We start from the raw sequence: 15,293 nt of genomic DNA on the forward strand, positions 1-15,293 counted from the left end.
CACTGTAGGAGCTGCCGAAGGCTGCGATCTTTTGATCTTGCTTTTCAAAATCAAAAGATCGCAGCCTTCGGCAGCTCCTACAGGGGTCAGCGGTGATCTTGGGCGTTGTGGTTCTCCCGAACCGTCACGGTAGCCGTTGTACCGGCGCGCAATTTGTCTCTACGGGCATAGTCTTCGTCGATTTTGATCCGCACCGGCACCCGCTGCGCCAACTTGACCCAGGTGTAGCTGGGGTTGATGTTCGCCAGCAAGCGGCCGCCCGGCAGGTTTTCCCGGTCGGCAATGGCAAAGGCGATGCTTTGCACAGTGCCACCGAAACGTTCGCCGCTCATCAGCTCGATGTCGACCCGATCACCCTCTCCGATTCGCGGCAGTTTGGTTTCTTCGAAATAGCCGCTGACGTAAAACGAATCGCTGTCGACCAGGGCCACAAGCGGACCGCCAGCGGTAGCGTAGTCGCCCTGGCGGGTCAAAAGATTGGTGACGTAGCCGCTGATCGGCGATACGACACGGGTGCGTTCCAGGTCGTGTTCGGCCTCGGCCAGTGCGGCGATCGCCAGTTGCACATTGGCCTGGGCAAACCCCAGGTTGGCCTGGTTGCGCAGCAAATCGGCCTGGGCCACCGAGACATCGGTGCTGGATTTTTCCCACTCTTCGCCAGAAATCGCCGAGCGCTCCTTGAGGGTCCGCCGGCGCCGCTCCTCGCTCTGGCGCTGCTTGAGCAGGGCCTGGCTGGCGACGATGGTTGCCTCGGACTGCCCCAGCGAGGCCTTCGCCACTTCCACCGAACGCTTGGCGTGCTCGACCGCCAGGGCGTAGCGTGAAGGATCTATTTCCAGCAGCAACTGGTCCTTCTGCACATGCTGGTTATCCTGCACGCCGAGGCTGACGATGCGTCCCGCGACATCGGCGGACAAGGTCACCACATCGGCACGCACTCGTGCGTCGCGGGTCCAGGGTGCACGGGTGTAGTGCTCCCAGGCAAACCAGCCGAGCACGAAAGCCAGCACCACTACCGCCACCGTGGTGAGATGGGCAAGGATCTTCTTCACGGCATCAGGCTCCCATCACCAGGATCAACGTCGCGCACACGCAGACGTACAACGCGCCTTCGAACAAGGCTTCATGCCAGACGAACTGCAACACCCCGAGACGCCGCAGGATCCAGTCCAGCACCAGGAAAACCGGTACCCCCAGCAGCAACGCCTGGGCGATCGGTGGCAGGTAGACGCCGCCTATTTCCAGATCAATGGGCAAGCTCGGGTACTCCCTGCAAGGTGGCGGGTTCGAAGTGGCGACGGTGGCGTTCCAGGAACGACACCACGATCAACAACGCCACGCGCATGCGAAACACCGACCAGAGGTGTTCATGAACACTGGAATGCAGCGCGTCCAGGTCATCGCCCAAGGCGTGCAGGCTGTCGAGCACCTGGTCCACTCCAATGTCGCGCCGACCGGCCACCAGCCTCCCGGTTTCTCGCACCGTGGCGAATAGTCGACGTTGCAACCCCGGGCTGAGCAATGCGTTGTTCTGCCCCTGTTGCCGCAGTTGGTTCAAGGCGATGCCCAGCGCCATGCAACCCAGGCTGACATCGAACAGGTCACGCGATGGCTTGTCCTCGATGGCGGGCAACAGTCCCAGCATCATGGTCAGGCGGTCGACCATACGACTCTCGAAGGCGAACTGGTTTTCATCGGTGGCGGGGGTTTTCAGCAAGGCGTAGACCTGCTCGCAGTTCTCCTTGAACAAGCGGCGAATCCGCAGCACAGGCCTGAAGGGGAAGATCAGGGCATAGACACTCAACGCCAGTGTCGCGGCGCACACATAAGCGCCCGCAAACTCGAACCACTGGATGGCGCTGTTTTGGCCTGTGCCGGTGTTTTGCGGGCCCAACAACAGGCACGTCATCAACCCCAGGCCAATCCCCGTGCCCGTCGTGGCCGGGCTGGACAACCCCACGGCGACCGCGTACAGCAAGGGCGCCAGCAGCAGCGCCAGGAGCTCGAAACTGCTGATCATCGGGACCAGCGCGAACTGCAGCACCGCCGACAGCACCAATGCCAGCGCCAGCCCCCGAGCATAGCTCTGGGCAGCCAGGAGTGGCCGGGGAAACGTCGCCATCAGCGAACACAGAATCCCCACCACGACCATCCCGCCCCGCGCGCCGTCCCATCCCGTTTCGATCCAGATCAGCCCGGCCACCATCAGTGCGCAATAAGCGCGGATGGCATTCATCGTCGCCAGGGTGAAGTCCAGGTGCAGAGGGTTGGCCTGGCCACGAAAAACGCTACTGGCCTTGCGCCCGCTCTGGATCACATCGCTCAACTCCAAAATCATTTCAAGCTGCTGCAGCATGCGCGCCTGCTCCCAGCGTAAGGACCAGGACAGCGAGCGCAAGGTGGCCTTCAAGGGCTCGATCAATTGCTCCGAGCGGTACGCCAGTGCATCGAAACGCTGTTGCAACGCAGCAAACTGGCGCCGCTGCTCACCAGGTATCGCGCGCCCCTGCCGGGCCAGTTCGTCGAGCAAGACCAGTTCTTCGGCGAGCAGTTGCTGTATTTCCTTGGGGAGCTCACCTTCCCAGCGTTCGAGCAACAGTTCGCGCTGGTGGCGCAAGGCGGTGAGTCTTGCCGTCAGCAGCACCAGTTGGTTGCCGAGCAATTGCACCAGGTCGTCGGCGCTGCGCAAGCGCGGCGCATCGTAATAGAGGTGCCGGCGCACACCCTCCAATGCGCTGATCTGCCCCAGCAACTGCATTTGCCGACGGTGGAAGTCTTCCTCGCTTTCCTCGGTACGAATAACGGCGCTGGCATGGGTTGCCAGCAGCTTGATCACCTGGTCGATCCTGTCGAAATACTCCTCGGCCACGGCTTCCGGGCGCGCGGTCAGCAGGCTCACGATGCAGACGCAGGCCACTGCCAGCAACGTCTCGGTCACGCGGGTCACGGCCAGCAGGAAGGTCCCGTCCTGATCGGGAACCGCCAACAGCCCCACGACCACCGCCGTGTAGCCGCTGAGGACAAACGCCTGGGAACTGGTATAGCGCAACAAGGTGCCACCGGCGGTGCACAACGCCAGCCACAGCGACAAGGTCATGATGAAAGGCAGCGGCGCCTGGGGGAATAGCGCCATGATTACCACGGCCACTGCCGCTCCCAGGGTGGTTCCGATGACCTGACCGAAACTGCGGGCCAGCACCATGCCGGCCAGGGGCTGGCTGATGATGACCACGGCCATGATCGACCACTTGGGCTGTTCGAGGTCGAATACGAACGCCAGATAGAGAGTCAACAGCCCGGCAGCGATGGTTCTCAAGGCGAACAGCAGCACCCCGCGCCCAGGGTTGAGCATCGCCTTGAAGTATTGCAGCAGCGCTTGCATGGGAATGCCTGTCCAATCCACTCCAGCAAGCGTAGTCATAGCCGCGAGGTCTGGACAGGTTTGAGTATCGCAGTCAGGGTTTGACTCCAGGCGCCGCCTGACCGAAGCTGACAGCTTTGCCAAAGCCTGTCAGCTTCCGGATTCTGCATGACCCAGTCCCGCCGCTATTTGCTCATCAGCCTCTGTGTCCTGTTTGCCATCGGCCTTGCCTGGATGTTCCTGCGCAGCAGCACCCCGGTAGTACCCGAAACCATCAAGCGCGGGTACAGCGAAGCACTGACGGCAGCCCGAAACGGCCAGCCGGGGGCCGCGCGGGTGCTCTACCAGCAACTGGCCCGCCCGGACATATCACCCAAGCGGCGCGTCTGGCTGCTGGCCGAACTGCCCAACTACCCCAGCTCCGTGGCGCTGAAACTGGCGGATGCAGACTTGCAGCATGAGGCGCCCGAGGTCCGTATCGCGGCGATCAAAAGCATCAGCGGGCTGGTGCCCAGCGGCCAGCGCAGCCTACTGCTGGGGCCCTTGCTCGATGACGGCGAACAGAGCGTGCGCCTGGCCGCCGTCAATGCGTTGCTGGGCCTGTCGCCCGATGATCTTGGCCTGTATTTCGGCGCGCTGGAGCAGGCTATCGACGCCTGGCAGGTGGTTCTCAAAGACGCCCCTGAAAGTGCCGACAATCAGTATCAACTGGCGCGCCTGTACCTGCACAATGCCCAACTGAAGAAGGCACAACAGGCGCTCGAACACACCTTGCGTCTGGACCCGGGCAATCTGCCGGCGCTGGTGATGCAGATTGAGATACTGGACAAACAGGGCCAGAGCGACGCGGCCCGGCAACTGTTGGCCAAACAACTCAAGGCCCAGCCCGACTCGGCCTATCTGCAACATGCGCTGGGGCTCTGGCTGCTGCATCACGGCCAAAGCGAATTCGCCCTGCTCGGATTGTCCAAGGCCGTGGAGCTTGAGCCGAACAACAAGGACTACCGCTACGACCTGGCCACCACGCTGCATGGCGAGCAGGAACTGGAAGCGGCGCAGAAACAGCTGCAGGAAATCGTCCAGCGCCACCCGAACGATCGCCGCGCACGGGTGTTGCTGATCAACTACTGGAAAGAAAGCGGGCAATTGCAGAACGTGCAGATATTGCTGGCGCAGCTGGAACAGATGAACCCGGATGATCCGGCCCTGCAGCAAGGGCTATAAAACAGGTTACCGACGTAGGAACCTTGCCGGCGAACCAGGCGCTTCGGTGTATCAGTCGTTACCGCGTCTCGTTCTTCGCGGGCAAGCCTCGCTCCTACGGTGCGAGTGCACACCCAACGCCTCTCAAAAAAGTTGAACGCTCCTCGCGACCCAAGGTCAAGTGAACAGGCAGCTCGCCATCATCGGTCCGCTGCCTCGTTTCCCCTAGTCATGAGAGGGCATTTTTTGTCTACATCCAACGAGTTGATCAGCGTTAAAGCCGCCACAGGGATTACTGGTCTCGATGACATCCTCAATGGCGGACTGTCCCGCGGCCACGTGTTCTTGCTTGAGGGCGAACCCGGAACCGGCAAGACCACGGTCGCCTTGCACTTCTTGTTGGCCGGTGCCCAAGCCGGCGAGCGCTCGTTGTACATCACCCTGTCCGAAACCGAACGCGAATTGCGCCAGGGTGCGCGATCCCATGGCTGGGAGCTGGACGATAACGTCCATATCTTCGAACTGACGCCCCCCGAAAGCCTGCTGACCGCCGAGCACCAGCAATCGCTGTTGTACTCCTCGGACCTGGAATTGGGTGAGGCGACCAAACAGATTTTTGAAGTCGTCGAACGCGTCAGGCCGACCCGCGTCGTGCTCGACAGCCTCTCCGAGATTCGCCTGCTGGCGCAAAGCTCACTGCGATACCGTCGACAGATCCTCGCCATCAAGCATTATTTCGTGCGCTATGAGGCCACGGTGCTGCTGCTCGACGACCTGACCACCGAATCCCTGGACAAGACCGTGCACAGCGTGGCCCACGGAGTGGTTCGGCTGGAGGAACTGACGCCGAACTATGGCGCCGAGCGCCGGCGCGTTCGCGTGGTGAAATACCGTGGCCAGAAATACCGCGGCGGTTATCATGATTTCACCATCATGGGTGACGGCGTACACGTGTTCCCACGCCTGGTGGCCGCGGAGCACCGGGGTGCCTACCAGCGACAGCAGTTGACCAGCGGCATCCGCGAAATGGACGCGCTGCTCGGCGGTGGCGTCGAGACGGGCTCAAGCACGCTGATTCTCGGCCCGGCCGGCACCGGAAAATCCTTGATATCGATGATTTTCGCCGCCGCCGCCGTGGCCCGGGGCGAAAAGGCGGCTCTGTTCATCTTCGATGAAGAGCTTGGCTTGCTGTTCGCTCGCATGAAGAAAATCGGCATCGACTTGAGTGCATTGCAAGCCACCGGCAACTTGCTGATCGAGCAAGTGGACGCCGCTGAACTCTCCCCCGGCGAATTTTCCCACCGGGTTCGTCGTTGCGTCGATGAAGGCGATATCAAGACCGTGGTAATCGACAGCATCAACGGCTATCAAGCGGCGATGCCGGAAGAGAACGCCCTGGTGCTGCACATGCACGAAATACTGCTGTACCTCAACCGCAAAGGCGCGGCGACGTTCATGACAGTCGCCCAGCATGGCCTGGTCGGTGACATGCAGGCCCCGGTAGACATCACGTACCTGGCCGATACGGTCATTCTGCTGCGCTACTTCGAAGCCCTGGGCAAGGTGCGGCGAGCCATTTCCATCATCAAGAAACGCACAGGCAGCCATGAATCGACCATCCGCGAATACAAAATCAGCACCAAAGGCATGACCATCGGCGAACCGCTGGAAACCTTCCAGGGCGTATTGCGCGGAGTCCCGACCTATTTGGGTGCCAGCAATCCTCTGCTCGGGGATGAAATCCCGTGACGGTCAATGAAGCGACGTCCGAGCGTGCGATCATTCTTGCCCCCTTGGGGCGGGACAGTCAGATCGCCTTGATGCTGCTCAATGAAGCGGGCTTCGGCGGAGTCGTCAGTACTGATCTGCCGGGGCTTTGCCTCGAAGTTGAGCAAGGAGCCGGCTTGTTGCTCATGTCTTCCGAAGCCTTGCTGCGCAGCGATCTCGAACCCCTGTTGAGCCTGATCGAGCAGCAACCGGCGTGGTCTGATTTGCCGATCGTATTGCTGACTCACCATGGTGGCCCGGAACATAATCCGGCGTCACGCTTTGGCCCCCTCCTGGGCAATGTCACGTTCCTCGAACGACCCTTCCACCCCGAAACATTAATCAGCCTGGTCGCCGCCGCCTTGCGCGGCCGAAGGCGACAGTATGAAGCCAGGGATCGGCTGGTGGACTTGAGCATGAGCGAACTGCGCCTGCAAAACACCCTCGAGACCCTGGAACAACAGGTTGAAGAGCGCACCGCACAACTGCGCCACAATGAAGAAGCACTGCGCCAGTCGCAAAAAATGGAGGCGGTCGGCCAACTCACCGGTGGCATTGCCCATGACTTCAACAACATGCTGACCGGCATCATCGGCAGTTTGGAGTTATTGCGCCGGCGACTGGCCCGGGGGCGCACAGAGGATCTGGACAGCCTGATCGACCTTGGCGTGACGTCGGCCAATCGTGCGGCGAGCCTGACTCATCGTCTGCTGGCGTTTTCCCGTCGCCAGTCGCTCGACTCCAAGCCCGTGGAGATGAATAACCTGGTGGTCTCCATGGGCGAACTGTTGCAACGCAGCATCAATGAAAGCATTCACTTGGACATGCAACTGAGCGATCAGCTATGGGTCGCCGAAGCCGACCCCAATCAACTGGAAAGCGCCCTGCTCAACCTGGTCATCAATGCCCGCGACGCCATGCCCGATGGTGGAAAACTGCTGGTGCAGACCTCGAACCGCCACCTGGATGCCGATTTCACCAAGCCCTACGGTAATCTCGCGCCAGGCGACTATGTGGTACTGAGCGTCACCGACAATGGCTGCGGTATGCCGCAAAGCACCATCAACCGGGCCTTCGACCCGTTCTTCACCACCAAGCCCATCGGCCAGGGCACCGGCCTGGGTTTGTCGATGATCTATGGTTTCAGCAAGCAATCGGGTGGGCATGTCGCCATTCAGAGTGAAGTCGGCGCAGGCACCACGGTGAACTTGTATCTACCGCGTTTTGGGGGTGACCTGCCCCAGGACAACCCGGTCAACATCGAACACGCCCCCTACGCGAAAAATGGCGAGACCGTTTTGATCGTCGAGGACGATCCGGCGGTGCGACTGCTGGTCAGCAACGTGCTGGGAGATCTGGGGTATGCCTTTGTCGAGGCCAGCGATGCCGACAGTGCGATGCCGATCCTCGACTCGGCCCAACGCATCGACCTGCTGATCAGCGACGTCGGACTGCCCGGCATGAATGGTCGTCAACTGGCGGAAATCGGCCGGCAACTGCGGCCGGACCTGAGGGTCTTGTTCATTACCGGCTATGCCGAACATGCGGCGGTGCGCGGCGGGTTCCTCGATCCGGGCATGCAGATGATCACCAAGCCTTTTACCTTCGATCTGTTGACGGCGAAGGTGCAGGAGATGATTCGTGTCTGAACGCGCCGATGCGCAAGCGTCGAACACAACCATCCCCTGTCGGAGCTGCCGCAGGCTGCGATCTTTTGATCTTTAAAAGCAAGATCAAAAGATCGCAGCCTGCGGCAGCTCCTACCCGATCAGGACAGCATGTCCTGCATCAGTTCCTGCAACGTGTCCAGATCGAATGGTTTCTCAAGAATCGGTGCCTTGCGAGTAATCGGGCTATCAGTCTCGCGAATTTCCTGGGCGTAGCCGCTGATGAAAATCACCTTGAGCTCAGGCCGTAGCTTCACCGCGGGCTCGGCGATCTGCACGCCAGAAATCCCGCCGGGCAGGCGAAAATCGGTGATCATCATGTCCAAGTGTGGCTTGCTGGCGAGGATCTCGAAGGCCTGCTCGCCGTTTTCGGCTTGCAGCACCCGGTAGCCCTCTCCCGACAGATAGGCCGACAGCACCATCAGGATTGAGGGATCGTCCTCGACGACGAGGACTACATCTTGTGCATCTTCACTCATGGGAAGCCTTTGTTCGGTCAATAGCTGCTGATACGACCCCGAGGTCGATCAGAGGTTGCGTTTATCGCGCGGTTTTCCTACAGCGGCAGACAAACGCGAAACAGGGCGCCTTCGCCAATCCGGCTTTCGACGGTAATGGTACCGCCATGGGCGGCAACTATCTGTTCGGAAATAAACAACCCCAAGCCCAGCCCGGTGGCGACATGGTTGGCCGAGACGCGCTCGAATTGCTGGAAAATCCGTTGCTGGTTCTCCTCGCTGATGCCGATTCCAAAATCACGGACTTCCACCCGTGCTTCACCGTTCTCACTGTACACCTTCAGGTTGATCGGGCTCTTGGCGCCATAACGCAGGGCGTTGGTCAGCAGGTTGGAAATCACCTGCTCAATACGAAACTCATCCCAATCGCCCATCACCGATTGCTCGGCGTCCAGGCTGACCGACGTTTCGGCGGCCTCGATCTGCGGGGCAAAATTGTGCAACAAACCGCGAACCAGCGCCGCCAGATCAAAGTGTGTCGGGCGAATCGACAACTTGCCGGTACGAATACGTGACACATCGAGCATGTCTTCGATCAGCCGGATCAGGCTTTTGATCTGCCGTTCATCGCGATCGACCATGGCGTGCATCTTGTCCAGGGTGAAGGCAGCAGCGTTGTCCCGGGCCAGGTGCATCTTGCGCAACTGGGTTTCTAGAATCAGTCCATTGAGCGGCGTGCGCACTTCATGGGCAACGATGGACATGAAGTCATCGCGCATGCGCACCGCCTGCTCCAGCTCAAGCTGGGTACTGCGCAACTGCATGAGCAACGCTTCCTGCTCCCGACGGCTCTGTTCCAGCGCTTCGACCTGTTGTTTCATGGCCTTGCTCTGGCGGTAGAGGTCGACGAAGACATTGACCTTGCTCTTGACCGCCTGGATATCCAGGGGCTTGTGCAGGAAATCGACGGCGCCGCTTTCGTAGCCCTTGAACGCGTAGTTCAGCTCGCGACCGGCGGCACTGACGAACACGATCGGGATGTTCCTGGTCTTTTCCGTGCCACGCATCAACTCGGCCAGCTCGAAGCCATTCATGCCGGGCATCTGCACGTCGAGGATGGCAATGGCGAATTCGTGTTGCAGCAACAGCGACAAGGCTTCGTCGGCCGACAAAGCCTTGTAGACGATGCGATCTTCACGCTTGATCAGCGCTTCGAGTGCCAATAGGTTTTCTGGCAAATCGTCGACGATCAGCAGTTTGGCCTGGATATTACTTAGCATGCGATTCGTTCCAGCTCGACAAGCAAACGGCCGATGCCGCGTATGGGGAGTATGTGATCGGGCTGCAGGATATTCAGTGCCGCTTGGGGCATGGTCGCGACCTGGGCCTCGCCCGGGTCCTGGACGATGGTCAGCCCGCCATGCTGCTTGACCTGGGACATACCCTTGGCGCCATCCTGGTTGGCGCCGGTCAGCAATACCGCGGCCAGCTTCGCGCCGTAGGCATCGGCAGCCGATTCGAACAGGAAGTCGATGGCCGGCCGCGAATAATGCACCCGGTCTTCCAGGCTCAGGGAAAAGCTGCGGTCCCGCTCCACCGACAAGTGATACCCGGGCGTGGCGAAATACAGGGTACCGGCTTCAACCGGGGTCTTGTCCGTGGCCTCCACGACCGGCAGCGAGACACGCCTGGCGAAGACGTCCACCAGGTGACTACGGCGCTCGCCCGGCAGGTGCAGGACCACGATGATCGGCAATGCGAAACCTTGTCGCAGCGGACCCAGGATACTGAGCAGCGCCTCAACTCCGCCAGCCGACGCACCGATCACAATCGCTTCTATTGAAGGTAAGCCCGTTGCGCTGTTCATGATTTGCGATAGATCCGTTCTTGTTTGACCAACGGCTCGAACTGGTTGCCGAAGGCTGAAAAATCTGGCGTTTCCTTGCTGCCCAGAGCGAGGAAACCGCGGTGGCAAAGTGACTCATGAAACAAGCCGAAAGCGCGATCCTGTAATTTTTTATTGAAGTAAATCAATACATTACGACATGAAATTAACTGAGTTTCTGAAAATACGCTGTCCGTCGCCAGGCTATGATCGGCGAAGGTCACGTTTTCGCACAGCGACTTGTCGAAAATCGCGAACCCATACGCCGCCGTGTAATAGTCGGCGAAGGAGCACTTGCCGCCGGCCTGCTGGTAGTTGGAAGTGTAGGCGCGGACATTCTCCATGGAGAAAATCCCTTGCTTGGCTTTGTCCAGCGAACGCGGATTGATGTCAGTGGCATAGATGATCGTGCGCTCGAGCAGGCCCTCTTCGCGCAACAGGATGGCCATCGAATAGACTTCTTCACCGGTGCTGCACCCGGCGATCCAGATCTTCAGCGAAGGGTAGGTCTTGAGCAACGGCACCACTTCGCGGCGGATGGCCAGGAAGTGCGAAGGGTCGCGAAACATTTCACTGACCGGAATCGTCAGCAGTTGCAGCAACTGCATGAACGCCGTCGGGTCGTGCAGGACTTTTTCCTGCAATGCCGAAATGGTATTGCACTCGAACTGGCTCAAGGCGTGCGTCACCCGGCGCTTGATCGAGGCGCCGGAGTAATCGCGAAAATCGTAGCTGTACTTGAGGTAGATCGCCTCGATCAACAAGCGCAATTCGATTTCGCTGCTGCGCTCCCCTGAATGATTGCTCTGCACTTAAATGCGTTCCATCTTCGGTAACCACACACGAATCAGCGAGAACAGGCGATCGAGGTCGATGGGCTTGGCCAGGTAATCGTTGGCGCCGGCCTGCAGGCAGCGCTCCTGATCGTCTTTCATGGCCTTGGCCGTCACCGCGATGATCGGCAGTTTGCGCCAGCGCGCCTCCTTGCGAATCAAGGTGGTGGCGGCGAAACCATCCATTTCCGGCATCATCACGTCCATCAGCACCAGGTCGATGTCTTCGAATTCATTCAATCGCTCAATCGCTTCACGCCCGTTGCGGCCGATGACCACGACGGCGCCCTTTTGCTCCAACGCACTGGTGAGGGCGAAAATGTTGCGCACATCGTCGTCCACCAGCAACACCTTGCGCCCCTCGAACACCTTGTCACGGCTGCGGGCGGTCTTGAGCATCTTCTGCCGGTCATGGGACAACCGTGATTCGACTTTGTGCAGAAAAAGTGTCACTTCGTCCAGCAGGCGCTCGGGAGAGCGCGCGCCCTTGATGATGATCGAGCGCGAATACCGGCGCAGCTCAGCCTCTTCGTCCCGGGTCAGGTTGCGCCCGGTATAGACAATCACCGGCGGGAACGAGCAGATGTTCTCGCTGGACATGCGCTTGAGCAGGTCGTTGCCGAGCATGTCCGGCAGCTTGAGGTCGATGATCATGCAATCGAACACGGTGTTCCGCAGCAGTGCCAGGGCATCCTGCGCCAGGCCGACGGCGGTGATTTCGATGTCATCGTCGCCGATCAGCCGGGAAATGCTATCGCGCTGCAAGTCGTCGTCCTCGACCAGCAACACACGCTTGACCTTCTGGGTCAGCTTGGCCTCCAGGCGCGCGAACACGTCCTTGAGCTCTTCGCGGGTGGTCGGCTTGACCGCATAACCGATGGCTCCCATGTGCATCGCCGCTTCGACCCGGTCTTCGACCGAAATCACATGCACGGGAATATGCCGGGTCTCTGCGTGTTCCTTCAGGCGTTGCAGCACCGTCAGCCCGGAATGATCCGGCAGGCGCATGTCCAGCAGGATGGCGTCCGGAATGTATTGCCTGGCCAGGTCGTAGCCCTCGTCGGCGCCATGGGCCACCAGGCACTGGTAACCCAGTTCATGGGCGAGGTCATAAAGGATGTGCGCAAAATTCGGCTCGTCCTCCACCACCAGGATACAACGCACGGTGAAGGGTGCCTTGAGGCGGTCATCGGCGAACCGCGCGATCTCCTGGACCACCGCCGGCGCAACCGCAATGGGCGCAACCGGGGTTGGAGCGTGGGTTGGCATGGCATGCATCCGCTCAACGGGCTCGTCGCCATGTTCCACGTATTGCTGCGGCAGGATCAGGCTGAACTGGCTGCCCTGCCCCGGCGTGCTGGAGACATTGATCGAGCCGCCGAGCAGCGCGGCCAGGTCACGGGAAATCGACAGGCCCAGGCCGGTCCCGCCATAACGACGATTGGTAGTGCCATCGGCCTGGCGAAAGGCCTCGAAAATGCTTTCCTGTTGATCGGCGGCAATACCGATCCCCGAATCGCTGACGACAAAGGCAATGCCTTGGTTCGACGCCGCGCTCACGGTCAGGGAGACCCGACCTTTCTCGGTGAACTTGACGGCATTGGAGAGCAGATTCTTGATGATCTGCTCCACGCGCTGGCGGTCGGTGTACATCATGGTTGGCGCACCGTCCTGCAACTCGACCTGGAAATCCAGTTGCTTGTGCGCAGCCAGCGGCTGGAACATCCCGCGCAAGCCGTCCACCAGGCGCGCAACGCTGGTGTTTTCCGGGCGTATCTCCAGTTTGCCGGCTTCGACCTTGGAGATATCGAGAATATCGTTGATCAGGTTGAGCAAGTCGTTGCCCGCCGAATAGATCGACTCGGCGAACTTGACCTGCTCGGCACTCAGGTTTTCCTGCGGGTTTTCCGCCAGCAACTTGGCCAGGATCAGCGAGCTGTTCAACGGCGTGCGCAACTCGTGGGACATGTTGGCGAGGAATTCGGACTTGTATTTGCTCGAACGCTGCAGTTCTTCGGCGCGCTCTTCGAGCTGGGCCTGGGCCTGGTTGAGCTCGGTATTCTTGAGGTCCATGGCGTCACGTTGCTCGGCCAACACCTGCGCCTGTTCGGCAAGTTGTTCGTTGGTCTGTTCGAGCTCGACCTGCTGGGTTTCCAGATGCGCCTGGGATTCCTTGAGAATCCGCGACTGCTCTTCCAGCTCTTCATTGGCGGTCTTGAGCTCTTCCTGCTGAACCTGCAACTCTTCGTTGAGTTGCTGGGTTTCAGCCAGCACTTCCTGCAAACGCTGGCGATAACGCGCCGCCTCGATGGAGGTGCCGATGTTACCGGCAATGAGCTCCAGCAAATCGATGTCACGGTCGGTCAACGGGCGCAGGAAGCCCAGCTCAATGACGCCGTTGACCCGCTCGTCGTCGCTGGTCGGGACCACCAGCACGCTGCGCGGTAAACCTTCGCCCAGCCCGGAACTGACCTTGAAGTAGTCGCTGGGCACATCGTCCAGGCGAATCAGGTGGGCCTGTTGCGCCACCTGGCCGACAATGCCTTCGTCACTGTAGATTTGCTGCTCACGCGCCTCCTGCTCTCGGGAAAACCCATAGGACGCCACGCGGCGCAGGCCGCCGTGTTCTTCGCGCACATAAATGGCCGCCACGGCACTGCCCAGGTACTGCGCGCAGAACTGCAGGATGTTGCGCCCCAACAGGTTGAGCGACAGTTGCCCCAGCACTTGTTCGGCCAGTTGGGTCTGGCCATTGCGCAGCCAGGCCTGTTGCTCCAGCCGCTGGGCACTGGCCTGTTGCGCCGCCAGGGTCGCTGCGTAGCTTTGCGACAGATTGAGCAGATCGCGACGGCCGATGTAGGCCAGCAACCCGCTGATGCCGGCAATGAATAACAGATAAAGGGTGATGCTCCAGATCGTGGTACGGCGCACTTCCTCGTTACGCGTGGCGCGCAACTGCTGCTCCATGTCGATCACGTCTTCGTACTGCTTGCGGATTTCATCGGTCAGGCGCTTGCCTTTGCCGGCCTTGACCGCGCCACGATAGTCACCGTTGCTTCGCTGCAGATCGATCATCGATTGCGCGTAACCGGCCCACTCCTGCTGCAACGACTCCAGCCTGTGCAAGCGGTCGGTCTGGACCGGGTTGTCCGCGGTCAGTTCGAGCAAGGTGTTGAGCACCACCTCGATGCGTGGCTTCGCCGTTTCATAGGGTTCGAGGAATTTATCGTCGCTGGTGAGCAGGTAGCCGCGCATGCCGGTTTCCAGGTCGACCGTCAGCTTGACCGCCTCATTGGCGTTATTGATCACCCGGTCGGTGTGCTCGACCCACTGGATCGTCGACAGCAGATAAGTGATCAGCGAAACGAAAAAAACCGCACTGATGGCGCCGACGCCCAGCGGCAGACTGATGTTGCGGCTAAGGAGCTTGCGGAATCGCTGCTGATCAACCGAAGACTCAGTGGTCATAGTTAAGCCTTGTTGAACGGGTGAAAACCAAGGAGTTTGCCCCAAAACTGACGCACTGATCGAATTTTCTCGCGGGATTGGCCGCAAAATGCACTTTCAACTGCTGTTGCGCCAACGCAGCGGTTATCCTTTGCCCTAATGCGGGCCGACCCTTCTTTTTATAGCCTATCGGGAACTTGTCGGGACCCCTCACTTACTCATGCAAGAGAGCCGGCGATTCTGGTCGGCCGAAAAAGCCATCCACCCTTTCCGAGAACCCCATCATGACCGCCAATACCCCCACCCTCCTGGTCGTCGAAGACGATGCCATCGTGCGCATGTTGATCGTCGACGTGCTGGAGGAGCTGGAGTACAAGGTCCTTGAGGCCGATAGCAGCGAGCAGGCGCTGGCGATTCTCGAGAATGAGAACCAGCACATCAACCTGATGATGACTGACGTGGGCTTACCCGTCATGGACGGCCGAGAACTGGCCACCCAGGCCCGGTTGCTGCGCCCTGGACTGCCCATCCTGTTCGCCAGCGGTTATGCCGAGAACATCGATGTACCCGAAGGCATGCATCTCATAGGCAAACCGTTTTCCATCGATCAGTTGCGGGACAAGGTCAAGGGTATCCTCGATAATGCCTGACTTCGGGCGCCGCTTTATCGCC

Annotated in this window: 12 protein-coding genes; 4 read left to right on the forward strand and 8 right to left on the reverse strand. The window is 60.0% G+C overall.

Translation table 11 applies throughout. The annotated features are described in order from the left end of the window. Positions 1–86: 86 nt before the first annotated feature. Genes PG5_RS10590 through PG5_RS10600 form a run of 3 tightly spaced genes read right to left on the reverse strand, consistent with a single transcriptional unit; the run spans position 87 to position 3,382 of the window. Positions 87–1,052, reverse strand: coding sequence for an HlyD family secretion protein (locus tag PG5_RS10590; RefSeq protein ID WP_020797113.1), 966 nt, complete (start codon positions 1,050–1,052; stop codon positions 87–89). A 4-nt stretch (positions 1,053–1,056) separates the two neighbouring features. Continuing rightward, positions 1,057–1,257 carry a DUF1656 domain-containing protein gene (locus PG5_RS10595; RefSeq protein ID WP_008061285.1) on the reverse strand — a complete coding sequence of 67 codons (201 nt, stop codon included), beginning with the start codon at positions 1,255–1,257 and terminating at the stop codon, positions 1,057–1,059. After that, positions 1,247–3,382 (reverse strand): FUSC family protein, encoded by a 2,136-nt coding sequence (locus tag PG5_RS10600; protein WP_020797114.1) that lies wholly within the window; start codon positions 3,380–3,382, stop codon positions 1,247–1,249. Before PG5_RS10600 ends, PG5_RS10595 begins: the two co-directional genes overlap by 11 nt. A gap of 147 nt (positions 3,383–3,529) precedes the next feature. Between PG5_RS10600 and PG5_RS10605 the strand changes: the two genes are divergently transcribed. The 3 genes from PG5_RS10605 (at position 3,530) to PG5_RS10615 (ending at position 7,980) form a co-directional block, all read left to right on the forward strand. After that, on the forward strand, positions 3,530–4,585 hold the full coding sequence (locus tag PG5_RS10605; protein WP_020797115.1) for a lipopolysaccharide assembly protein LapB: 1,056 nt from the start codon (positions 3,530–3,532) through the stop codon (positions 4,583–4,585). A 225-nt stretch (positions 4,586–4,810) separates the two neighbouring features. After that, the gene (locus PG5_RS10610; RefSeq protein ID WP_020797116.1) at positions 4,811–6,313 is read left to right on the forward strand and encodes an ATPase domain-containing protein; all 1,503 of its coding nucleotides are present in this window, start codon (positions 4,811–4,813) and stop codon (positions 6,311–6,313) included. Further along, positions 6,310–7,980, forward strand: a complete 1,671-nt coding sequence (locus tag PG5_RS10615) for an ATP-binding protein (RefSeq protein ID WP_020797117.1) — start codon at positions 6,310–6,312, stop codon at positions 7,978–7,980. Before PG5_RS10610 ends, PG5_RS10615 begins: the two co-directional genes overlap by 4 nt. Before the next feature lie 119 nt (positions 7,981–8,099). Here the strand turns inward: PG5_RS10615 and PG5_RS10620 are convergent, their stop codons facing one another. The 5 genes from PG5_RS10620 to PG5_RS10640 all read right to left on the reverse strand — a co-directional run bounded on the left by PG5_RS10620 (position 8,100) and on the right by PG5_RS10640 (position 14,642). Further along, complete coding sequence (locus tag PG5_RS10620; protein ID WP_020797118.1) at positions 8,100–8,477, reverse strand: response regulator; 378 nt, start codon at positions 8,475–8,477, stop codon at positions 8,100–8,102. A 77-nt stretch (positions 8,478–8,554) separates the two neighbouring features. Further along, on the reverse strand, positions 8,555–9,736 hold the full coding sequence (locus PG5_RS10625; protein ID WP_020797119.1) for a hybrid sensor histidine kinase/response regulator: 1,182 nt from the start codon (positions 9,734–9,736) through the stop codon (positions 8,555–8,557). Then, complete coding sequence (locus tag PG5_RS10630; protein ID WP_042955333.1) at positions 9,730–10,323, reverse strand: chemotaxis protein CheB; 594 nt, start codon at positions 10,321–10,323, stop codon at positions 9,730–9,732. Before PG5_RS10630 ends, PG5_RS10625 begins: the two co-directional genes overlap by 7 nt. Next, a complete protein-coding gene (locus PG5_RS10635; protein ID WP_020797121.1) occupies positions 10,320–11,153 on the reverse strand; it encodes a protein-glutamate O-methyltransferase CheR in 834 nt (277 codons plus the stop codon). Before PG5_RS10635 ends, PG5_RS10630 begins: the two co-directional genes overlap by 4 nt. Continuing rightward, positions 11,154–14,642 carry a response regulator gene (locus PG5_RS10640; protein ID WP_020797122.1) on the reverse strand — a complete coding sequence of 1,163 codons (3,489 nt, stop codon included), beginning with the start codon at positions 14,640–14,642 and terminating at the stop codon, positions 11,154–11,156. Between the two features lie 263 nt (positions 14,643–14,905). On the opposite strand from PG5_RS10640, the gene PG5_RS10645 reads away from it, so the two are divergent. Further along, positions 14,906–15,271: a response regulator gene (locus tag PG5_RS10645; RefSeq protein ID WP_020797124.1), complete on the forward strand. Its 366-nt coding sequence runs from the start codon at positions 14,906–14,908 to the stop codon at positions 15,269–15,271. The last annotated feature ends 22 nt before the right edge of the window (positions 15,272–15,293 follow it).

Source organism: Pseudomonas sp. G5(2012) (genome assembly GCF_000408945.1).
GTDB lineage: Bacteria > Pseudomonadota > Gammaproteobacteria > Pseudomonadales > Pseudomonadaceae > Aquipseudomonas > Aquipseudomonas umsongensis.